The sequence below is a fragment of the Oceanirhabdus seepicola genome (genome assembly GCF_023684385.1).
Taxonomy (GTDB): Bacteria; Bacillota; Clostridia; order Clostridiales; family Clostridiaceae; genus Oceanirhabdus; species Oceanirhabdus seepicola.
On record NZ_JAGSOJ010000002.1, the window covers coordinates 99,682 to 122,910 of the forward strand.

Below are 23,229 nucleotides of genomic sequence, written 5' to 3' on the forward strand. Positions count from 1 at the left end.
AAAAAATATTTAAGTAAGGGGGATATCAAAAGGATATCCTAAAAAAATAGACATAACACGAAACAATGTTATGTTACAGGAGGCTATTATGGAAAGAAGAGATTTAAAAGTGTTTGGTAGTGGAGATAATACAGGTGGGGTTTATAGAGATATTTCAATAATGGGTTCAGGAGATATTAATGGAGATGTAGAGTGTAGATCTTATAGGGTTATGGGATCAGGAGATTTAAAAGGAAACCTTAAGAGTGAGATTATAAAGATTAATGGTTCTGGAGATATTGATGGAGATGTCTACGGAATTGATGTTTCAATAAACGGTTCAGGTGATATTAGTGGAAATATTAAATGTTCATCATTAAAGATAGCAGGGTCAAGTGATATTGGAGGAGATGTTGAGGGTACAGAAGTTGGAATATATGGAAGTTGTGATATTGATGGAAATTGTGAATGTGAAATCTTCAACGGTAAAGGAGCATTTACCGTTGGGGGAGAACTAATTGCTGATGAAGTAAATATAGAAGTTATTAGAAATTGTGAGGTTGGAAGCATTGGAGCAGGTAGAGTTATAGTTAGAGGAGCAGGTACTGAAGGTTTCAAATCACTAGCATTTTTTAGAGGTAAGGGATCACGAAAATTTGAATGTGATGTTATTGAAGGTGATGAGATATATCTTGAAAAAACTGAAGCAAATACAATAAGAGGAAAGAACATTGTTATTGGTCCAGGGTGTGAGATTGAGAGTATAGAATATAGTGATCAAATTCAGATTGATGATGATTCTAAAGTGGAGAAAATTATTAAGTTATAATGGGGGAATTAAAATGGAGGGTGTATTAAGAAAAGATAAGCTTGGGGTTAGGGCTATTGAAAAAGAAGAGGAATCAGTGAATATTGCTGTTGCGGTAAGTAACATAAGAAAGGAATTTACTTCAAAGAAAAAGAAACTTTTTAAAAAAGCTAAGGTTGAAAAATTTGTGGCAGTGGATGGGGTTTCATTTAATATAAAGAAAGGTGAAATATTTGGATTATTAGGGCCAAATGGTGCTGGTAAAACAACTACAATAAAAATGATTACAGGGATTTTAAGACCATCCGATGGATATGTGCATGTTAATGGAATTGATGTAGATAAAGAGCAAATAAAGGCTCTACAAAATATAGGTACAGTTTTAGCTGGAGACAGAAGTGTTTATTGGAAACTTACTGCTAGAGAAAATCTTGAGTATTTTGCAGCTCTTTATGGTATGGGAAAAAAGAAGGCTAAAGAAAGAGCAGATAAGGTGCTTAAAAGATTAGGGCTAGAAGAAAAGGCTGACATTGTTGTTGAAAAGTTCTCTACAGGGATGAAACAAAAGGTTGCATTGGGAAAAGCATTGATTGCAGATGCGCCAGTATTACTTTTAGATGAACCTACATTGGGGTTAGACCCTCAGGCAGCAATAAACTTAAGAGAGATAATTATGGAGTTGAAGGAGGAAGGTCGGACGGTACTTCTTACAACACATTATATGGAAGAAGCTGATCTATTAAGTGATAGAATAGCAATAATTGATAATGGGAAAATAATAGCTCTTGATACACCTGAAAATTTGAAAAAGAGCATAGGACAGGTAAAAAAAATAAATATTGATGTAGATAAAGAGTGTAAGGAATTAATTGATGAAATTAAGGGGATTGAGGATATTGAAAATGTTATTGGGAAATTTAATGAGGAAGAAAATAAATTTCAGTTGATAATACATCATGTTGACGGACAAGTAATAATTCAGAAGATTTTAGATAAAATCCACAGCAATAAGTGCAAAGTACTCAGTGTAAATGTTAAGGAACCATCTCTAGAAGATGTTTTCATTGATCTCACTGGGAAAAGTTTGAGAGAGTAGGTGGAGATATGAAAAGGATAAGAACAATTATGGCAGTATTTAAGAAGGAGTTCACATTGCTTGTGAGATATCCTACTTGGATTATACAGATGATTTTATGGCCATTGATTATGCCTCTAACCTATGTTTTAAGCGCATTAGGATTAGCTGGTCCTGATAGAAGTGGTCTTGAAATCTTTGCTCAGGTTACAGGGACTGATCAGTATATCAGTTATATAGTTATAGGAACCATGATGTGGATGTGGGTTAATACTATAATGTGGACCTTTGGAAGTTATTTAAGAAATGAACAGATGCTAGGTACATTAGAGTCCAATTGGTTATGTCCAGTTAATAGAATAGATATGTTATCAGGAGCAGGGGTAATGTCTATATGTATGGCTTTCTTTATGTGTCTCATATCTATTATTGAATATAGATTTATATATGGGGCTAATTTTACAGGGAATATTTTTCATTGGGTGTTAGTATTTTTAATTATGATACCCGGTGTATATGGTTTTGCATCATGCTTTGCAAGTTTAGTGTTATGGATTAAAGAAAGCAATGCAGCAGTAAATGTGGTAAGAGGTTTAGTTATGATATTATGTGGGATAAGTTTTCCTGTTGAAATTACACCAGTATGGATGCAGGGAATGGCAAAATTACTTCCATTCACATATGGAATTAAAGCTGCAAGAGAACTTATGGTATTTGGAAAAAGCATTTCAGAAGCAGTACCTATTATACTTATGACAGTTGGTGTGGGAATGATATATGTAATCCTTGGAAAGTTATGTTTCACTTATACAGAGAGTAAGGTGAAGATGCAAGGATCTCTGGGAAGGTATTAGGAGGGAAATTTGTGGAAAAATTAAGAAGAAAAATGATTCTATATAGAGCTAGATTTATAATGAGTTTCAAGATGTATACTAGATATCCAGTTAATTTTATAATGTCATTTATACAACCCCTTATATGGTTAGCACCATTTTACTTCATGGGTAAAGCATTTAGTTCAGGTGGCGATTTAGTTGGATTTCAAAAATTCACTGGAACATCAGATTATATTGGTTTCTTAGTTGTGGGATTTATGGTGTCTGGATATGTAAGTGCAGTATTTTGGTCTATGGGATTTTCAATAAAAGAAGAGATGAGACAAGGTGTGTTAGTGTCAAATTGGACTGCACCAGTTAGTAGAATATCACTATTAATTAGTAAGTCATTGTATTATTTCTTTACTACAACTATTGAAGTTATAACAACAATGATAATATGTCACTTCGCTTTTGGATTTACTATCAACGGTAATATATTATCAGCAATTATATTCTTTATCCCAGGTATGATAGCAATGATAGGTTTAGGTTTAATAGTAGGCTCTTTAGTATTATTAGCAAAGAATGCAAACCCAATAATTGATATGACTAATTTTTTAATTGGAGGGCTATCAGGAAGTTATTTTCCAATTAAGGTTTTAGGAAGAGGGGTAATGTTCATATCCTTAGGAATACCCTTAACTTATGTTTATGATGGGATGAGAGCTCTTCTTTTAAAGCAGAAATCTCTATATCCACTAAGAATTGAAATTATGATATTATTAATTAGTGCCATATTATTTTGGTGCATAGGAATATTAGTCTTCAACAAAGTTGAAAAAAGTGCAAGGAACAAAGGGTTGCTAAGTGAACACTAAACAATATGAATAGATATATTTTAAGGAGTTGATTATTAATGAGTGATAATCTAGTATCAAAAAAAGAACTTTTAGAGATTACAGGAATTTCATATGGCCAATTATATAGATGGAAGAGAAAAAAACTAATACCAGAAGAGTGGTTTATAAAAAAATCATCTTTTACAGGACAAGAGACTTTCTTCCCAAAAGACAAGATATTAGCCAGAATAGATAGGATAGTAAATATGAAGGATGGGTTATCTTTAGATGAAATAGCTAACATGTTTGAACCGAAACTTCAAAATATATTTCTTAAAGATCAGGAATTAATGGAGAAAGGAATTGTAAGTGAATTTACTATAAATATATATAAGATGATACATGCAGATGAAAGCGCTTTTTCTTTAGAGAAAATACTTTATATGTTTATACTTGAAAAATTTATGAAATCTGGGGAGGTAAGTTTAGAAGAAGGGAAGAATATAATAAAAGAGCTGGAATATAATTATAAGAAGTTAGAGAAGAAGAATTTCAATATTATATTATTCAGAAAGTTTGGGGTGCCAATGATAATTATAATAGAAAATGGTATACAATATTTTGTTGATGAAGGAATGAAGGAAGTTCATAAAGAAAATATAATATCAAATTTGGAAGAATTGAAACTTAAGGTAACAAGTAATTCATTAATGTTAAAGGAAGATTAAGCCAGGAGGTATTGAAATGAGTGAACTTAGAGATGTAAAAATTTCAGGATCTGGTACAATTGCCGGTGGGGAATATAATATCGTAAAAATAAGTGGTAGTGGGAAGATTGATGGAGATGTAAGATGTAAGATAATTGGAATAAGTGGGAGTGCAAGTATAGATGGATATATATATACAGATGAGCTTAAGATAAGTGGTTCATGTAAAATTATTGGAGATACAAAATGCGAAATTGGGAAGGTAAGTGGTTCAGCAACAATAGAAGGAAATATGAGTGGGAAAGAAATAAGAATAAGTGGTGGTACAAAAATCGCAGGTAGTATGAATTTTAATACTATACAAATATCTGGATCTTTAACTGCTGGTGGTGATGTTGAGGGTGAAAATGTAATTATAAATGGAGCATGCAAAGTTGATGGATTAATTAATGGTGAAAATATAGATATAAAGTTGGATGGAAAGAGCTGGAGTAAGGAACTTGGGGGAGAAAAAATCACTATAAGTAGAGGAGAAACATATTCTCTTCTTAAAATTTTCTCAAAGGCACTCAGAAGAGGAAGCTTTGTGTGTGAGAGCATTGAGGGAAATGAGATAGATATAGAATATACAGAAAGTAGTGTGGTGAGAGGAAAAAACATTAATATCGGGGCTGGATGTAAAATAGCAAAAGTGGAATATTACGATACACTGGATATACACGAAGATGCAGAGGTAGGGGAGAAGATTAAGCTGTAGGGTTGGCTTAAAAATTATTTCCACTTTTGTTTCAAAAATGTGAGTGGTTCTTGCACTTTTTGAAACAACTTTAGTGGAAATTATTTTAAAACAATCCCTTAATAAATAAGTATATCTTATTGTAAATATAAGATTAAAAGAAATTTGGGAGGAAGATCACATGAATGAAAAGATCGGGGATATCAGCATAGCAGGTGCAGGAAAGGTTACAGGTGGTAGATACAGAAATGTATCTATAAGCGGAGCTGGTAGTGTGGATGGAGATATTGAATGTGAAGATATTAGTGTAAGTGGGGCTGCAAGGATTAAAGGAAATGTTGAATGTAAGAACTTAAAGATTTCCGGAGCGACAACTGTGGAAGGGAATTTATTAGGTGAAAATATAAATATATCAGGTGCGGTAAGAGCAAAAGGAACCTTAAAGGGGAATAAAATATCAATTAGCGGAGTGGTTAAAAAGATTCAAAACTGTGAATGTGATGAATTTAGAGCTAGTGGTGGATTTTCAATAAAAGAATATATAAATGCTGACAAGGTAAATATTGAAATACAAGGTAAATGTAGAGTAGATGAAGTTGTTGGTGAAGAGATAAGAGTATCATTTATAGAAAAAACAGGATTTGAAGGATTTCTTAATAGTTTATTTTCTGAGAGAGCTACATTAAGTGTTGATTCAATAGAGGGGGATAATATTTATCTGGAATCTACAATAGCAAAGGTTGTTAGAGGTAAGAATATAACTATAGGGGAAAAGTGTCATATACAGGTTATTGAATATTCAGGTGAGTTAAATGTGAATGAGAATTCAAAAGTTAGCGAAATAATTAAATTGTAATTGATATGGGGGGGATAACTATGTTTCAGAGAACATACAATAAAATTTGGTATAAGATAAGGAAAAAATTAAAGCTTGGATGGGGAAACGAGGAAATTGATTATCAATGGCCTTCAAAATATTTACCAATTGTTAGTGTGAGAAGTAATGGTTCTATATCTGATGAAAATGGATTTAACATAACTTATAATAAATCATCCCGTAGACCTAAAATTGCAGTAGGACTTATTGCAATTGGCGATATAGCAGTTGGATTATTTTCAATGGGGGCAATTGCCATTGGGGGAATTTCATTAGGTGGAATAGCCCTTGGATTATTAGCATTAGGAGGAATAGGACTAGGGTTATTATCGGCTGGAGGAATAGTCATAGCAAAGTGGTTAGCTGCAGGGGGAATTGCTGCTGCTCAACATATAGCAGTAGGAGGAATAGCTGCAAGCTTTACAGCAGCAGTAGGTGGAATCACTTTATCCAACCTTAGCATAGGAGCTATAGCTTTAGGATATGCGTCCTTTGGAGTTATAGCTATAGGATATAAGGTTATAGGGATAATTGCAATTGGAAATTATGGATGGGGTCTTATACCACTTACAGGAGATGCATTCAGAAGTATTATAAATCTTTTTAAAAAATAGACTTAGGAGTTAGAATATGAAAGAGAGGCTTATTCCAATATTAATTAAAATATTTCTCATATTCACAGGAGCATTGATAGCTTTATTTATTATTTTTACAGTAGTAGTTGATTACAAGCCAAAGGATGTTATAACAGTTGATATTAATCAAGACGCAACCATAGGGGCAGTACCCATAGATAAGGAGATTAGTATAACTTCTTATAATATTGGATATGGTGGAACAGATAGAAAACAAGATTTCTATATGTGTGGTGGTGAAGGAACATCTCTAGTGGAAAAATCAACAGTAGAGAAAAATATTAAACATATTATTGAACAAATAAATAATATTGACTCAAATATTTTACTCTTACAAGAGGTAGATTCAGATTCAAAGAGAAGTAGATATATGGATCAAACTCAGATGATAAGGAATACTGTTGAAAAAATGGATTCGGTTTCGGCATATACACATAAATCAGGATATGTACCTATACCCTTAAAAGAACCAATGGGGAAAATAGAGAGTAGTATAATGACTTTTAGTAAATTTAATATAGAAGAGAGTAAGCGATATAAGTTGCCAGATAATATCAAGTGGCCAACAAAGGCATTCAAGCATGATAGGGCTATGCTCGAATCAGTTATATTAACTGAGAATGGTAAGAAATTAGTTGTCCTTAACATTCATCTTTCCGCTTTTGATGAAAAAGCAAAGGTGAGAAGAGAGCAATTGGAATTTATAAATGAACATATTGAATCTCACTTAAACAAAGGGGATTATATAATAATTGGAGGAGATTTTAATCTCATTTTCAATTCTGAGAATATAACATTTAATTCAAAAGAAAAGAAACCTGAGAGATTTGAATATTTTCCAGAGGAAGTATTATTAAACCAAACAAAGTTGATTTTTGATGAAAGCGCTCCAACTGCAAGGAGTTTGAGTAGACCATATGATGAGAATAGCTTTAAAGCTGTGGTTGATGGATTTATAATTTCAAATAATATTGATGTGATTCAGGTGAAAAATTTAGAGTATGATTTTAAATATAGCGATCATAATCCAGTAGTCATGAAATTTAAATTAAAATAAACATAGTTAAATGTTGTATGATATGTTATAATTAATCTGAAAATTTAATAAGATTTACGTTCTAGGGGTGTTTGGAAAAGTATGAATTACTTTGATGGACTGAGATAGAGAATAACTCTGACCCTCATAACCTGATTTAGATAATACTAGCGTAGGGAAGAACCACTGTTAATTGTTTATTGTATTGAACTTAAGTGAGAGTGCACTTTTAATATAGTAACTATTGTGCAGTTTATACTCTGAGATAATATTAAATCTAAGCATTATGAGGAAGCACTAGCTTCCTTTTTATTTTGCTTAAGTTTCTTAGAGAATTACTTAAACAATAAACAAAGTAGAGTTATGAGAGTAATGATAATCCTGTACCTAGATAAAAAAACTGGGTGTAGGATTTTTTTGTTCTACACCTAAAGAATATAGGAGGAATAAGAATGAATTATACAACTCAAATGGATGCAGCTAAAAAGGGAATAATAACACCGGAAATTAGAAAGGTAGCAGAAAAAGAAAATATACAGATTGAACTCTTGAGAGAGAGAGTTGCAAAAGGAACAGTGGCTATACCTGCAAATAAGAATCATAAATCATTAAATCCAGAAGGGATAGGAGAGGGACTTAGAACAAAAATAAATGTTAATCTTGGGATTTCAAAGGATTGTTGTGATGTTGAGAAGGAATTTGATAAGGTTAAACTTGCTATTGATATGAAGGCTGAAGCTATAATGGATCTTAGTTGCTATGGAAAGACAGAAGAGTTTAGAAAGAAACTTATTGATTATTCGCCAGCTATTATAGGTACGGTGCCAATGTATGATGCTGTTGGATTTTATGATAAAGAACTTAAGGATTTAACAGCAGATGATTTATTTAGAGTAGTTGAAAAGCATGCTCAGGATGGTGTGGACTTTATGACAATCCATGCAGGAATGAATCTTGAAACTGCTGATATATTTAAGAGAAATCCTAGATTAGGAGGAATTGTATCAAGAGGGGGAAGTATTCTATATGCTTGGATGGAACTAAATGGGCAAGAAAATCCATTTTTTGAGCAGTATGATAGGTTATTAAATATCTGCCAAGAATATGATGTAACTTTGAGCTTAGGTGATGCATGTAGACCGGGAGCAATAGAAGATTCAACGGATCCTTCTCAAATAAAGGAGCTTATGACCCTAGGGGAATTGACTAAGAGAGCATGGGAAAAGAATGTGCAGGTAATGATAGAAGGGCCTGGACATATGGCGATAAATGAGATCCAAGCAAATATGATGTTAGAGAAGAAATTATGTCATGGAGCACCTTTCTATGTTCTTGGACCTATAGTAACGGATGTAGCACCAGGATATGATCATATAACTAGTGCTATAGGAGGGGCTATCGCAGCAGCTAATGGAGCAGATTTCCTATGTTATGTTACTCCAGCTGAGCATTTAAGATTACCTGATATTGATGATATGAAGGAAGGAATAATTGCTTCTAAAATTGCTGCTCATGCAGGGGATATTGGAAAAGGAATTAAAGGAGCTAGAGAATGGGATAATAAAATGAGTAAGGCTAGAAATAACTTAGATTGGGAAGAAATGTTCAAACTATGTATTGATGAAGAAAAGGCTAGGAGATACAGAGAAAGTTCAATGCCAGAAGATGAAAAAACTTGCACAATGTGTGGGAAAATGTGTGCAGTTAGAAATATGAACAAAGTTATGGAAGGAAAGAACATAAATATCCTCAGAGAGGATGATTAAGTTGTGGATAAATAGTAGGGAAATTAATGAGGAGTGTGGAGTATTTGGTATTTGGAGTAAAAAAGCAGATGAAATACTCACTCACCTAGTCATAGAAGGATTGCATCATCTTCAACACAGAGGTCAGGAAAGTGCTGGAATTGCATTTGTAGAAGATGGAAAGATAAATTGTCACAAAGGCATGGGCTTAGTACAAAGAGTTTTCCAGGAAAATCATCAAGAAAAGAATATAGTAAAAGCTACTATTGGGCATGTTAGATATTCTACTAAGGGTGAAAGTTCCATAGAATATGCCCATCCATTTGTGGATAAGGATAATAGAATAGCAATATGTCATAATGGTAATGTGGCATTTGATTATGAATGTGAAAATGATACAAAGGAAATACTTGAGAGAATAATAGTGAGAATGAATAGTTCTTGTGTAATTAAAAATATAGAGGATATCCTTATTGAGGTTCTTAAAGAAGTACGTGGCTCATATGCAATTTTGGTGTTAATGAAAGGGAAGCTCATTGCAATAAGAGATCCCAAAGGGATAAGACCCTTATCTTTAGGGACTTTAGATGGAAAGTATATTGTATCATCGGAGAGTTGCTCAATTCATGCCATTGGAGGGAAGTTAGAGAGAGAAATCCAACCAGGTGAGATGGTAATAATATCAGATGAAGGGGTAAGTAGTATATTTCCATTCCAAAAGGTGAAAGGGGCTTTATGTTCTTTTGAATACATATATTTTTCAAGAGAGGATTCAATCTTAGGAAATCAACGGATAATTAATGCAAGAAAAGCCTTGGGAGAAATGCTCTGGAGTGAAGGTGATCATAAAGAATATGATTTAGTTGTTGGAGCTCCATCATCAGGGATACCAGCAGCATTAGGTTACTCAAAGAAATCTGGTATACCATTTGAAATTGGCTTTGTTAAGAACCAATATATAGGTAGAACTTTCATTAATAATGATAAGAGCAAGATGAGAGATAATGTACGAAAGAAACTAATTCCCATTGGGGAGGTTTTTAAAGGAAAAAGTATTGTTCTTATTGATGATTCAATAGTAAGAGGAAATACAATGAAAGTTTTGATACAAGAGATAAGGAAATATGACCCGAAGGAAATTCATTTGAAAGTAGCATCTCCAATTATAAAGGAGCCATGTGTTCTAGGAATATCTACACCATCAAAGAAAGAACTTTTAGGTGGGAGAATGAATGAAAATCAAATTAAAAAATATTTAGAAGTGGATTCAATTCAATATTTATCTGTAGAAGGATTTCAAACAGCTCTAGGGTGTATAGAAATATGTAAAAAATGTTATTAATTTGAAAGGTTATAATGGAGGAGAATATTTAATATTACAAAATATCATAATTGTATCATTTTTGTAACTTTTTCAAAATCTTTTAAATGATATAATAAAATTATAATTAAAGAAGCTACCATGTAGCTTCTTTAATTTGTGGAGAAAATTTGAATTTTTCATTTTTTATGAAATTGAAAAGTTTCCTATATATTAATCAAGTCGAGTATGAAGTTTGGTTTTGAAAGGAGCATATAAATGAGAAGATATGAGGTGCAAAACAGTGTTCTTAATGGTGAAATTGGGGTGCCAGGAGCGAAAAATAGTTCATTAGCGTTACTTGCAGCAGCATGCATGGCAGGAGAAGATGTTATTCTAGAAAATGTACCAGACATATTAGATGTAGAAGTTATAAAAGATATATATGATGATATCAATATTAAACATATGAATAAAGATGGGAATCTACATATAAATAGTGGAGAGGTTTTAAGTGGAGATATTTGTCCAGTTAAATCTTCAAGATATAGAGCGTCATATTATTTTATTGGAGCATTTCTTCATAGATTCGGAAGGGTTTCAATAGGATATCCCGGCGGAGACAACTTTGGTTCAAGACCTATAGAACAACATGTAAAAGGATTTCAAGCATTAGGTGCGGATATTTTATATAAAGAGGATCATTATGTTGTTTATTTAGATAAGGGAAAAAAACTAATAGGTAATAAAATATATTTTGATGTGATAACTAGTGGAGCTACTATGAATATACTCATGGCTGCTGTTTTAGCGGAGGGAAGAACTATACTGAAAAATGCAGCTAGAGATCCAGAAGTGGTGGATCTTGCCATGATGCTTTCTCGAATGGGAGCTAAGATAAAAGGTGCAGGAACAGATACAATAGTAATAGATGGGGTAGAGAAACTTGGGGGTTGTACTCATAGAGTTATTCCAGATAGATTGATAGCAGGTTCATTATTAATTGCAGCAGGTGCTACAGGGGGAAGTGTGAAGGTTAAAGATATAATTCCTGAGCATTTGATGTCTATAATAAGTAAACTTGAAGAAGCTGGTATGGAGTTTGAAATCGGTGAAGATTATATAAGGAATAAAGTTATAAATCAACCTATGGGAATTAAGGTTACAACAGGTATGTATCCTTCATTTGCTACAGATTTACAACAGCCTATGACTGCTCTTTTAATCAATGCTAATAGTGATTCTCAGATAACTGAGAAGATATATCCTAATAGGTTTAGACATTGTCATGAACTAAATAAACTAGGAGCTGGTATAATAATAAAAGAAGGAAGATCTATTATTCCAGGGAAGCATAATCTCAAAGGAGAATGGGTAGAGGCTACAGATATAAGAGCTGGAATTTCATTGATAATTGCAGGTATGATGGCAGAAGGTACAACATATATAACTGGAATAGAACATCTTGAGAGAGGCTATCCAGATGTTGTAGAAGTATTCCAAAGCTTAGGTGGAAAAATAGAATATAAAGAAAATTTAATTGAAAAACAATGTGAAATAGAAACAGCTTAAAAAACTTAATGTATAATGAAGGTTGATTTTCACTCACGTGTAAATTTACATTTTATTGATCTATAAATAATGCTTATTAAGGGAATCTTTTAATGGATTCCCTTTTTGTGTTGAATATATACTTTATTAAAGTTAGTGTATTTCTTATATTTCAATATTGTGGCACCATTCACTATATGATATAATTTTCTATAAAAATTAGTTATCATATGAAAAAAAGGGGAATATGATGGAGAAGATAAATTTTAATAATTCTAGGGGATTAAAAATTGTTGGAAATTTATATGGTGTTGGTTCAAAAACATTAATCATAATGGCTCATGGATTTACTAATAATAAATTATCAAATGGTAGATTTGATAGTTTAGCAGAAGATTTAAGCAATATTGGTTATGATGCTTTAGCAATTGATTTTAGTGGATGTGGGGAAAGTGATGACGATGCTATAACATCAAAAAATCAAGTAGATGATTTAAATTCTGCTATTGACTTTGCTTTATCAAAAGGATATACAAAGATCGGCTTATTTGGGAATAGTTTTGGAACTTTAGCATGTTTAAGAAGCTACAGAAAAGAAGTAATAACAATGGTTTTAGTTGGTGCATTGACTGATAGGATGGACTATGACTGGAATGATTATTTTTCCCAAAAACAGATGAATGATTTGCATACACAAGGCTTCTTTTATTTAGGAACAGATAGAATGCATAAAATTACAAAACAGACTTTGATGGATTTTAAGGAAATCAATCAGAAGGAATTACTTAGAAATGTTGATTGTTCTATACTTATTTTTCATGGAAATAATAGTGAAGATGAAGAAGAAGTACAGTTATTAGAACGGTCAAAGAGAGCAATTAATATGATGAAACATAATTCAAGACTTGAAATTATTAAAAATGCAAAACATGGCATTCGAAATGATTGGGACAAAGTTATTGAAATTACCTGTGATTGGTATAGTAAATACATAGAATGATAATTTCTTTAAAAAAGGGAATGTACTGAAAATGATTAAGGGAACCAAAGGTTCCCTTAATTTATTTATACAATATTTTACGTATGGTTTGTACAGAAAGGCAATAATCATTTGCCAGTTGTTCTATAGGTACATTATTTTTGGTGAATTTCATTCGTATTTCTTCATTACGTCTTTCATAATAGCTTCTGGCTCCAGAACCTTCTCCCCATTTTTTACGTTCATTATCTTTAGGAATATATATGGCTTTTCCTTGAGTGTATTTTTGAATTTCTTTAAGGAGTTCGTCAGGTAATATATCAGAAGCATTTAAATATTTCATTTATTTGCCTCCTCTCTCCTAGCCATTTTGCTTTAAGAATTCATTAAGGTTTTTGAATTTCTGTATTTTAACATTATGCTTTTCAATCTCAGAGACAATATACTTTTCAATCTCTTCTGCACGTTTACGGAAGACGCTTGAATCTTGGGAATTAAAAGTATTTATAAGTTCCATTGTCTCTAGTCCGAATTCTTCTGTGGCAAAATCAAGTTCTCTTTGCATTGAGCATCCCCATGCAAAGCAGTTTGATGTATCTTTCATATCACAGTAGTAATAGATTCTACGGAACCAATAAGTTATTTCTTGATACCATTCTGCTAAATATTTATAATCATACTCTTTTACTTGTGTTTTTTTCACGGGTTTTCTTATACTGAAGAAATCACGGGTTGAGGCCAACATTTTATAGCAAATATCTTTTGATTCTTCTATGGTTTTTGTTGTAATTAGATTTTCATACAATCCAATAAATAGATCAGGAGTTTCTTCTAATTCACTTAGTTTAGCTATAATATTCTCAGGACCTCTTTTTAAATATGAGCCATTTACAGCAGCGATTGCTTCAACTAAATAATGAGCAACAAAACCACTTGCCTTACGTATACCGCTCAGAGATTTTTCAAAAAGCATGTTCTGGAACAATTCCATTGCTCTATTAATCTTTTCAAGTCCTTTGATATAAGTTAAATTCTTATCTTTTAGATTATTCTGTAATTTTTCCTGTAGTTTAATGAAATGTTCTTTATCTTCTTCATTTCGTGCATATAATATAACTCCATCTGCCAAACATGTTGTAAGACTTTGATTTAAATTCGCAATTTCTTCTAATCTATCCCATGACATTGGAAATAAATCATAACCAATATCATCAATTATAAATGTCTGAGATAAGTCATATCCTCTTTCTGTGGAAGGTACGAAAAAGTTAAATGCTATTTCGTTTCCATCAGGTGCAATTTTCCAGTGCTCATGTCCAATTAACAAAGCTACATCCTCAGGAAATTCCTTTTTTATTTTATCTATCGCCCAATCATTTAATTCTTTACTAATATAGTTCATTATTTTCATCCCCTTTAAATTAATCAGATATAACAGCTGTTTCTCTATGAGTTTATTTTAACAGGTAATTATTGCATATTCTATCCCCAGAACAGTTATAAAAATTCTTTACCAAAACCACCATCTTAGATTTGATATATTTTTTAATTCCGAGTAAAACACTAAACTTTTTCTTGACATTATTAAATGAAAGGTGTTTAATATAAGTAACACCCCCCATGGGTAGGGGGGTATAATTTTAGAGGTTTATATACAAAATATAAATTAAGTAAACAATAGGAGTTGATATAAATGAATGATGAAAAAAAGAAAGCACTTCAATCATTAAAGACTTGTAAAGGGCAAATTGAAGGCATTATTAAGATGATTGAGGATGAGAGATACTGTGTTGATATATCAAACCAGATAATTGCTGCACAAGGTCTTTTAAAGAAAGCTAATATGCTTATATTAAAGCAACATATGAATTGCTGTGTGAGGACAGCATTTGTGAATAATGATAAAGCAGATGAAAAGATAGATGAGGTTATGAATATAATCAGTAAAATTACAGGGAAGTAGGTGTTAATATGGAAAATAGCAATATTAAAAGAAAATCATTTAACATTGAAGGAATGACATGTGCTGCTTGTTCAAGGACTATTGAGAGAAGTGTAGGAAGAATGAAAGGTGTACAGGAGATAAGTGTAAACCTTGCAACAAATAAGATGACAGTATCTTTTGATACTGAGATTTTAAAGAAGTCAGACATAATTGAAAGAGTTGAAAAAGCAGGGTTTAAAGCTAAAGAAGATGAGAAAGTTAAAATTCTCTCTATAAAAGGAATGACCTGTGCAGCTTGTTCAAGGACAGTTGAAAGAACAGTTGAAAGGATGAAAGGAATAAATTCTTGTCAGGTTAACCTTGCAAGTGAAAAGATGACTATAACATATGATCCTGAGATTGTGAGAATAGGGGATGTAAAGAAAAGAGTAGAAAAAGCAGGCTTTGAGGCTGTGAATGAAATAAAAGAGGATGTTCATGCTGAGGAGAAAAATAAGGAAATTAATAGTCTTTGGAGTAGGTTTAAGATTTCTCTTGGATTTACTATACCTTTGATGATCATATCCATGGGACATATGATAGGATTTAGAATGCCTGAGATTATAGATGTGCATAGTAATCCACTTAACTTTGCATTAATTCAGCTTATATTGACAACACCAGTGTTAATAGTTGGGAAAAAGTTTTATCAGATTGGATTTAAATCTTTAATTAGAAGAAGTCCTAATATGGATACATTAATAGCTATTGGTAGTTCAGCAGCATATTTATATGGAATATTTGCAGTAATTCAGATAGCATTGGGTAATACTGAATATGTGATGCAATTATACTTTGAATCAGCAGCTGGAATATTAACATTTATAACTTTAGGAAAATCCTTAGAAGCTAGATCAAAAGGTAAAACATCAGAAGCAATTAAAAAGCTTATGGGACTTCAACCTAAGACTGCAACAATAATTAAAGATGGAATAGAAGAAGAGATTTCCATAGATGATGTTGAGGTTGGAGATATCATTATGGTGAAGCCAGGAGAAAAGCTACCTGTAGATGGAGTAGTTACTGAGGGTAAGACTAGTATTGATGAATCTATGCTAACAGGTGAGAGCATACCTGTAGAGAAGAGCGTTGATAGCAAGGTGATTGGAGCAAGTATAAATAAAAATGGGGTAATAAAGTACAGAACTACTAAAGTTGGAGGAGATACAGCTTTAGCACAGATTATAAAACTTGTTGAAGAAGCACAAGGTTCAAAGGCTCCTATAGCAAAATTAGCAGATATAATATCAGGATATTTTGTACCTACTGTAATAACACTTGCAATACTTGGAGGACTTGGTTGGTTAATAGCTGGATATAGTATAAGTTTTGCATTAAAGATATTTATTGCGGTATTAGTTATTGCTTGTCCATGTGCTTTAGGATTGGCAACACCTACTGCTATAATGGTTGGGACAGGTAAAGGGGCACAATATGGAGTGTTGATAAAGAGTGGAGAGGCACTTGAAACAGCACATAAATTGAATTATATAATATTTGATAAAACAGGAACTATAACAGAAGGAAAACCTAAAGTTACAGATATAATAGCTCACGGAGAATATTCAAATGAAGATATTTTGAAAATATCAGCTTCAATTGAAAAAGGATCAGAACATCCTTTAGGAGAAGCTATTGTGAGAGAAGCAAATGAAAAGAAGATTGAACTTTGGAATGGTGAAGATATTAAAGCCGTACCAGGCCATGGAATAGAAGGATTAGTTAATGGAAAGAAAGTTCTATTTGGTAATATCAAGCTAATGAATGATAGAAATATAGAGGCTGAAAGTTTAAAGAATAGAGCAGAAGAGTTAGCTTCAGAAGGAAAGACTCCAATGTATATTGCTATTGAAGAAAAAATTGCTGGGGTGGTGGCTGTAGCTGATACTGTGAAGGAAAGTAGCAAAAGAGCAATAGAAAAACTTCATGGAATAGGTATTGGCGTTGCCATGATAACAGGAGACAATAAAAGAACGGCACATGCTATTGCTAAACAAGTTGGAATAGATACAGTTCTTGCAGAAGTGCTACCAGAGCATAAGGCTGAAGAGGTGAAAAAATTACAGAATGACAATACTAGAGTTGCAATGGTGGGAGATGGAATAAATGATGCACCTGCTCTTGCGCAGGCTGATATTGGTATAGCAATTGGATCTGGTACAGATGTTGCAATGGAATCAGCGGATATTGTTCTTATGAAAAGTGATTTGATGGATGTACCGACAGCAATAGAGTTGAGTAAGAAGACGGTTATTAATATTAAAGAAAATTTATTCTGGGCATTCATATATAATATTGTGGGTATACCAATAGCTATGGGAGTACTTCATATATTTGGAGGACCATTATTAAATCCTATGTTTGCTGCAGCTGCAATGAGTTTGAGTTCTGTTTCAGTTGTTTCAAATGCATTAAGATTGAAAGGTTTTAAACCAAGTTAGACCGTTAAATTTCTTAGGTTAAATAATAAATTTATTTAAATATTAAAAGGAAGGTGTTTTAAATGAAGAAAAAATTATTAATTGAAGGTATGTCATGAGGCTCTTGTGTGAGACGTGTCAGAGGGGCACTAGAGAGTATTGAAGGAATTAAAGTTGAAGACATTAAAATAGGAGAGGCTATTATAGCTGTACCTGAATCTATATCTGATGAAGTTATAAATGATGCAGTATATGATGCTGGCTATGATGTAACAGATACAAGTGAAATTTAATATTTAGGAATACACCTTAGTCAAGCTTAAATAAGAACCACAGACATATTATAAATAGATAAATATGTTTGTGGTTTATTTATGTGTAAAAATTGGATATAATCTATATAAGGCATATGAGACAAAATTCTAAGCATTTACAGAATTTGGGGGAGGAGAGATGTAAATGAAGGTACATATTTGTAAAACTAAGAAAGATTTAATCATGGATAACTTTAATATGATATTTTCAGGAAAGAGGAAATTTTTCTTTGGGGGAGCAGTTATTATTGGATTAGTTTTAAGTTTCATGGGAAGAAATGAAGGGTTAATAATATTAATATTTTCACTGGCATTTTTGGTTATATCAGCACTTTTTATCTTTAGTATATTAAGAAAAATTAAAGGGGATAAATTAGAACTTACGTATGAATTAGATGGAAAAGAACTCAAAGTACAGAATCCAATGGGAGTAATTAATGTAAATACCATAGACATAGTCACAATTGAAGAGAACAAAGACTTTTATTTATTAGAAATAAAAAATTCTAATGAAAGAAATACTAAGTTACCACTGTATAAAACAGGAGTAGTAGAGGGGGAGATTGGTGAGTTAATAAATAATATAAAAGTAGATTTGAATAAAGAATATGAAGATGAAGAAAATATAGAAGTAGAGAAGGAAATAAATGATGAAAAGTCAGCTGATTCAGATGATGAGATTGTATCTGAGGAGAATGACGATATTGAAGAAAATGACAATATTGAGGAGAACGAGATGGAAGAGGAAAAACAAAAGAATGATATGAATGAAATAGAAATAGAAGTTAATAATGAGATAAAAAAAGAAGACAATAATGATATAGAAATAGAAAACAATAATGAGATAGAAATTATAGAAAAAGATGAAGATATTAAAGTAAGTAAGGTTCAAGAAAAAGAAATAGAAGAAGAAACACAAGTAAATAAAGTTGATACATATGAGATAAGAAACATAGTTAGGTTTAAGAATAAATTTAGAAATGATTTTAAACGAAGCTTTAAAATGCAATTTTCAAGGGTATCGTTGATTCTTTTTATATTCACAGCAATAACTATGGGTATTATTAGCTTTCTTGCTGAATCAAAAGTTCTTGGTACAGTAATTATAGTGGTTGGAATACTTAGTATTTTTTATCCAATCCTTCAAGTTTATTCTATGAGAAAGAATATGAAGGGAATTAAAAGTATTGGAATAGATGAGAATGATGATATTGTAATAGATAATGGTATCTTGAAAAACGTATTCAAGAAAAAGAATGTTGTGGTTGGAAAGATGGAGGATGGAGAGATAATCGTATCTGTGTTATCTAAGAAGAGTACTCCATTTGGGATAAAGGAAGAAGAAATAGTTGAAGGGGATCCATACGAACTTTTCAAGTTATTGAAGATTGGGAAAGTAAGGGAATTCAATTGGTTAGGTTTATTTGCTCTAGGATTAGCAACAATAGGAATGTGTCAAATCCCACTTATACTTGGATGGACAAAGATTAATGAACCTGCTACAGTTACCATAATCGCTATAGTATGTGTTGTAATATCAATAATATTGGCTGCTATGGCAATATTTAAAAAGGGTAAAGTAAAGAAACAGGCAAATTGGGCAATATTATTTGATATAATAATGGTTGTATTCTTCGTTTGGACATATTTAAAAAAATAATCAAATAAAAGGTAGAAATCTACAGTTATAAGTTAGTGGATTTCTACCTTTTTATTCTATAGAAAATTAAAGATTTTTCACATGCCCATATAGCCTACAAATTTTGATTCATAAGAAAAACTTCTGTTAGAATCTTTTAGTAATTAATTTAGCAATTTTATTTGAAGCATCTAGGGCGCTTTTTATAGATCCTTGCATCCAAGCGTGTGTAGATGACACATGTTCTCCAGCAAAAAACATCTTATTGTCGTATTCAGGTTCTGTAAGATCATAGAGGAAGGTACGCTTTTGATCAGGATAAAAGAAGGCAAAAGCACCACCTATCCATTTTTGGGTATTCCAATGACATATCTTATAATCTAAAACATACTTATCTAAGGTGCCTTGTGGTAAGCCATGAATATTCTCAAGGTTTCTATTCATATACTCTATTATTTTATTTTCTCCCAGAGAAGCCAGTTTTGTTGCTTCAAGAGCTAGATTATAGCAAGCTAATAAAACACCAGGCTCATTAGGATTTTTTATTCCGCTATAATAATGGTCACTAGGATAATATAGTACTCCATTAGGTAAATCAGTTAAGGAGGAGCCTGTTATTATCCCTAAATCTTCCCAAAATCTTCGTTTATACAATATAAAAACCTTAAGAGCATCTATATAATTTAGTTCTTTTATTGATTGACTTGCTATATTTGATTTTAAATCACTCATATCCAAATTTCGGAGTACTGTAAAAGGTATTGTATTTACAACAAAGTCAAATTTTTTGCTGATGAATTGGTCTTTTTCTTTATAACTAAGAGTAACCTGATTATTTCCTTCAGACCAAGATATTTTCTCAATAGGAGTATTTAATTTAAGTGTCATATAACCTAGGTTATCAGGACTAACACCGTAAGAAAAATGATTATCTGAGTTAAGTGCTTCTAAGAAAACATCAATGAAGGAAATCATTCCATCTTTTAGTTCGAGATATTGTGAAAAATCTACTGGATATTCATCATGTAGGGTTTCAGAGTAGCTATAAGGTTGCAAAAACCTTACAAAGGGAGAAAAAGAAGAAACTAAATCTATAGCACCTTCACTCAAATAGCCTTTAATAAGCATTTGACGTAAAGTATATTGACAGAGTGTATTGTATTTAAAAGAATACTCTTTTTTTATTTGTAAAATCTCTTTGCGTTCGGAAGAGGTTAATGAGAGTAAAGGTCTTGCTAATGAGTCATCTAACATCTTATTCCAGTGAACCTTTTTCTCCCATTCTTTTAAGTTAAATAGAGGATAAATTTTTTCCATGGCTTCTTTACCTTGAATATCACCACGAAGACGAACTCCCTTTATATAGGTGAATCCGTTTATATTCTTATAAAGAAAAGAACGAGTTTGAATTTTAAATAGATTTAAATAATGCCATACACATTCATGGGCAAGAGGGATACGCATAGAACCTAGCTCAGCTCTATAGAGTTTTTCCTTATCAAAATAATGAGTATAAATTCTTCCACCATATCTGTCTTTTGCCTCATATAAGGTGACATTAATTCCTAATTTTCTAAGTTCAAATGCTGCAGTAAGTCCACTTAGGCCACCACCAAGAATTGCTACGTTTATGTTTTTTTCTTTACCATAGCCAGAAGGACATATGCATGTGATATCTTCAGGTGGAGATAAAGTATCCAGTATATCAGGAAGATCTTCTTTTCTCTCTCTCATTTCAAGAAGTTTTTCAAGCAATTCGTATCGCTCACTATCAGTAGGATTTGAAATATTATTGTTTCGTATATTATTAGTATTCAATAGAATTAACTCCAAAATTGCTTTATAATAGTATATTTTAAAAATAACTAATATAGTACTATAGATAAACTACTTAAACAGCTTAAAACATTTTAGTTATTAATGCTGCAATTCTATTCGAAGCCTCTAGGGCGCTTTTTATAGAACCTTGCATCCAAGCATGTGTAGGTGAAACATGCTCCCCAGCAAAGAACATTTTATTATCGTATTGAGGTTGAGTCATTTCATAGAGAAAAATATGTTTTTGATTAGGATAAAAAAATGAAAAAGCATCACCTATCCACTTGGTTTTACTCCATTGTTGTATCTTATAATCTAAAACATACTTATCTAATGAACCTTCTGGTAAGCAATGAATCTTCTCAACATTTCTATTAATGAATTGTATCATAGTATTCTCATCAAGGGAGGTTAGCTTTGAGGCTTCTAAGGCAAGGTTGTACCAAGCTAGTAACACTCCAGGTTCTTCAGGATTTATTGTTTTACTATAATAATGATCACTAGGATAATATATATGTGCATTACTTAAATCACTTGAAGAATACCCAACGATTATCCCTAAATCTTCCCAAAATCTACGTTTATATAATATATAAACCTTAATGGAATCCATATAATTAACCTCTGTTATGGCTTGAGTTATAACATTTGATTCTAATCTACTCATGTCTATATTACGGAGTGTTGAAAAAGGGATTGTATTTACAACGAAATCATATTTTTTCTCAATTAACTGGTTATTTTCTTTATGACTAAGGGCTACCTGAAAATTTCCTTCTTGCCAAAAAATTTTTTCAATAGGAGTATTTAATTTAAGTGACATAGTACCTAAATCTTTGGGGTTAACACCATAAGAAGAATGATTTGTAGACTTTAGTGAATCTAAGAAAGCATCAATGATAGAAATCATATTATTTGTTGGCTGAAAAAGATTAGAAAAATGTAGAGCATATTCATCATGTAAAATCTCAGAGTAGCTATAAGGTTGCAAGGATCTTAAAAATGGAGAGAAAGAGCAGACTAAGTCTATAGCACCATCACCTAAATAACTTTTTTTCAGAATTTGACGTAATGTGTATTGACAGAGTGTATTGTATTTATAAGAGTATTTCTCTTTTATCTGTATAATATCTTTTCGCTCAGATGGAGTTAAAGATAATAAAGGTGTTACTAATGCATCATTTAACATTTCACTCCAGTGAAGGTTTTTTTCCCATTCTTGTAAGTTAAATAGAGGATAGATTTTTTCTATAGTTTCTTTTCCTTCAATATCACCACAAAGGCAAATACCTTTCACATAGGTAAATCCGTTTGGCGTTCTTTGAATAAAAGGTCGAGTTCCTATTTTAAAGAGATTTAAATAATGCCATACACATTCGTGAGCAAGAGGTATCCTCATAGCTCCAACTTCAGCTCCATATCGTTTTGCTTCGTCAAAAAAATGGGTGTATACTCTTCCACCATATCTATTACTTGCTTCATATAAGGTTACATCTACCCCTAATTTTCTCAGCTCAAAAGCAGCAACAAGTCCGCTTATTCCACCACCAAGTATGGCAACATTTATCTTCTTTCCCTTACCGTATCCAGGAGGACATATGTTTATAATATTTTCAGGAGGAGAATAACCTTCGATTATATTTGGTAAGTCTTCTTTTCGTCCTCTTGAGGTAAGAAGTTTATCAAGTAATTGATGACGTTCACTATCAGTAGGACTAAAAAGTTCATCCACTCTATTATTAAGATTATTATTCAATAGAATTGACTCCAAAATTGGTTCATAATATTATATTTTCTTAATATGTAATTTAGTACAATATAATCCATAATCAAAAAATGACTTATTATTGCTAGTCTATTTTGTTGCATCTTTGACTTGGTATTTATTTTCATACGTCTAATGCCAATAAAATTAGAGATTTCTGTTTGAATGTGATAAAATTATAGTAGTTTTTTATTGATAAGGAGA

General features: G+C 31.9%; 21 protein-coding genes and 1 riboswitch. Of the genes, 17 read left to right on the forward strand and 4 right to left on the reverse strand.

The annotated features are described in order from the left end of the window. The first annotated feature begins 88 nt into the window (after positions 1-88). The 13 genes from KDK92_RS08180 to KDK92_RS08240 all read left to right on the forward strand — a co-directional run bounded on the left by KDK92_RS08180 (position 89) and on the right by KDK92_RS08240 (position 13,106). Complete coding sequence (locus KDK92_RS08180) at positions 89-808, forward strand: polymer-forming cytoskeletal protein (protein WP_250858742.1); 720 nt, start codon at positions 89-91, stop codon at positions 806-808. A gap of 13 nt (positions 809-821) precedes the next feature. Next, positions 822-1,883 (forward strand): ABC transporter ATP-binding protein, encoded by a 1,062-nt coding sequence (locus tag KDK92_RS08185; protein WP_250858743.1) that lies wholly within the window; start codon positions 822-824, stop codon positions 1,881-1,883. A gap of 8 nt (positions 1,884-1,891) precedes the next feature. After that, positions 1,892-2,716 (forward strand): ABC transporter permease, encoded by an 825-nt coding sequence (locus tag KDK92_RS08190; protein WP_250858744.1) that lies wholly within the window; start codon positions 1,892-1,894, stop codon positions 2,714-2,716. Between the two features lie 11 nt (positions 2,717-2,727). Then, the gene (locus KDK92_RS08195) at positions 2,728-3,558 is read left to right on the forward strand and encodes an ABC transporter permease (protein WP_250858745.1); all 831 of its coding nucleotides are present in this window, start codon (positions 2,728-2,730) and stop codon (positions 3,556-3,558) included. Between the two features lie 38 nt (positions 3,559-3,596). Beyond that, positions 3,597-4,247: a YhbD family protein gene (locus KDK92_RS08200; protein WP_250858746.1), complete on the forward strand. Its 651-nt coding sequence runs from the start codon at positions 3,597-3,599 to the stop codon at positions 4,245-4,247. A gap of 16 nt (positions 4,248-4,263) precedes the next feature. Next, the gene (locus KDK92_RS08205; RefSeq protein ID WP_250858747.1) at positions 4,264-4,983 is read left to right on the forward strand and encodes a polymer-forming cytoskeletal protein; all 720 of its coding nucleotides are present in this window, start codon (positions 4,264-4,266) and stop codon (positions 4,981-4,983) included. 160 nt (positions 4,984-5,143) lie between these two features. Further along, positions 5,144-5,818 carry a polymer-forming cytoskeletal protein gene (locus tag KDK92_RS08210; protein WP_250858748.1) on the forward strand — a complete coding sequence of 225 codons (675 nt, stop codon included), beginning with the start codon at positions 5,144-5,146 and terminating at the stop codon, positions 5,816-5,818. 20 nt (positions 5,819-5,838) lie between these two features. Then, the gene (locus KDK92_RS08215; RefSeq protein ID WP_250858749.1) at positions 5,839-6,453 is read left to right on the forward strand and encodes a hypothetical protein; all 615 of its coding nucleotides are present in this window, start codon (positions 5,839-5,841) and stop codon (positions 6,451-6,453) included. Positions 6,454-6,469: 16 nt separating this feature from the next. Continuing rightward, entirely contained in the window at positions 6,470-7,531 is a 1,062-nt protein-coding gene (locus KDK92_RS08220; RefSeq protein ID WP_250858750.1) for an endonuclease/exonuclease/phosphatase family protein, read from the forward strand. Positions 7,532-7,584: 53 nt separating this feature from the next. Continuing rightward, a riboswitch (TPP riboswitch) is annotated at positions 7,585-7,706 on the forward strand. 256 nt (positions 7,707-7,962) lie between these two features. Then, on the forward strand, positions 7,963-9,276 hold the full coding sequence (gene thiC / locus KDK92_RS08225) for a phosphomethylpyrimidine synthase ThiC (RefSeq protein WP_250858751.1): 1,314 nt from the start codon (positions 7,963-7,965) through the stop codon (positions 9,274-9,276). Further along, entirely contained in the window at positions 9,269-10,597 is a 1,329-nt protein-coding gene (purF, locus tag KDK92_RS08230) for an amidophosphoribosyltransferase (RefSeq protein ID WP_250858752.1), read from the forward strand. The genes thiC and purF overlap by 8 nt, the downstream gene beginning before the upstream one ends. Positions 10,598-10,834: 237 nt before the next feature. Next, on the forward strand, positions 10,835-12,127 hold the full coding sequence (murA, locus tag KDK92_RS08235; RefSeq protein WP_250858753.1) for a UDP-N-acetylglucosamine 1-carboxyvinyltransferase: 1,293 nt from the start codon (positions 10,835-10,837) through the stop codon (positions 12,125-12,127). Positions 12,128-12,356: 229 nt separating this feature from the next. Next, positions 12,357-13,106, forward strand: a complete 750-nt coding sequence (locus tag KDK92_RS08240) for an alpha/beta hydrolase (protein WP_250858754.1) — start codon at positions 12,357-12,359, stop codon at positions 13,104-13,106. A gap of 61 nt (positions 13,107-13,167) precedes the next feature. Here the strand turns inward: KDK92_RS08240 and KDK92_RS08245 are convergent, their stop codons facing one another. After that, complete coding sequence (locus tag KDK92_RS08245; protein WP_250858755.1) at positions 13,168-13,428, reverse strand: CD3324 family protein; 261 nt, start codon at positions 13,426-13,428, stop codon at positions 13,168-13,170. A gap of 18 nt (positions 13,429-13,446) precedes the next feature. After that, positions 13,447-14,487: a hypothetical protein gene (locus tag KDK92_RS08250; RefSeq protein ID WP_250858756.1), complete on the reverse strand. Its 1,041-nt coding sequence runs from the start codon at positions 14,485-14,487 to the stop codon at positions 13,447-13,449. A 291-nt stretch (positions 14,488-14,778) separates the two neighbouring features. Here KDK92_RS08250 and KDK92_RS08255 point away from each other — a divergent pair, with 291 nt between their 5' ends. The 4 genes from KDK92_RS08255 to KDK92_RS08270 all read left to right on the forward strand — a co-directional run bounded on the left by KDK92_RS08255 (position 14,779) and on the right by KDK92_RS08270 (position 19,463). Beyond that, positions 14,779-15,048, forward strand: a complete 270-nt coding sequence (locus KDK92_RS08255; RefSeq protein ID WP_250858757.1) for a metal-sensing transcriptional repressor — start codon at positions 14,779-14,781, stop codon at positions 15,046-15,048. Positions 15,049-15,071: 23 nt separating this feature from the next. Beyond that, on the forward strand, positions 15,072-17,510 hold the full coding sequence (locus KDK92_RS08260) for a heavy metal translocating P-type ATPase (protein ID WP_420852334.1): 2,439 nt from the start codon (positions 15,072-15,074) through the stop codon (positions 17,508-17,510). A 107-nt stretch (positions 17,511-17,617) separates the two neighbouring features. Beyond that, positions 17,618-17,782: a heavy metal transport/detoxification protein gene (locus KDK92_RS08265; RefSeq protein ID WP_250858759.1), complete on the forward strand. Its 165-nt coding sequence runs from the start codon at positions 17,618-17,620 to the stop codon at positions 17,780-17,782. Between the two features lie 166 nt (positions 17,783-17,948). Further along, a complete protein-coding gene (locus KDK92_RS08270; protein WP_250858760.1) occupies positions 17,949-19,463 on the forward strand; it encodes a hypothetical protein in 1,515 nt (504 codons plus the stop codon). Positions 19,464-19,589: 126 nt separating this feature from the next. Here KDK92_RS08270 and KDK92_RS08275 read toward each other — a convergent pair whose 3' ends face one another. After that, a complete protein-coding gene (locus KDK92_RS08275; RefSeq protein ID WP_250858761.1) occupies positions 19,590-21,260 on the reverse strand; it encodes a flavin monoamine oxidase family protein in 1,671 nt (556 codons plus the stop codon). Between the two features lie 82 nt (positions 21,261-21,342). Next, a complete protein-coding gene (locus tag KDK92_RS08280; protein WP_250858762.1) occupies positions 21,343-23,016 on the reverse strand; it encodes a flavin monoamine oxidase family protein in 1,674 nt (557 codons plus the stop codon). Positions 23,017-23,229 lie beyond the last annotated feature (213 nt).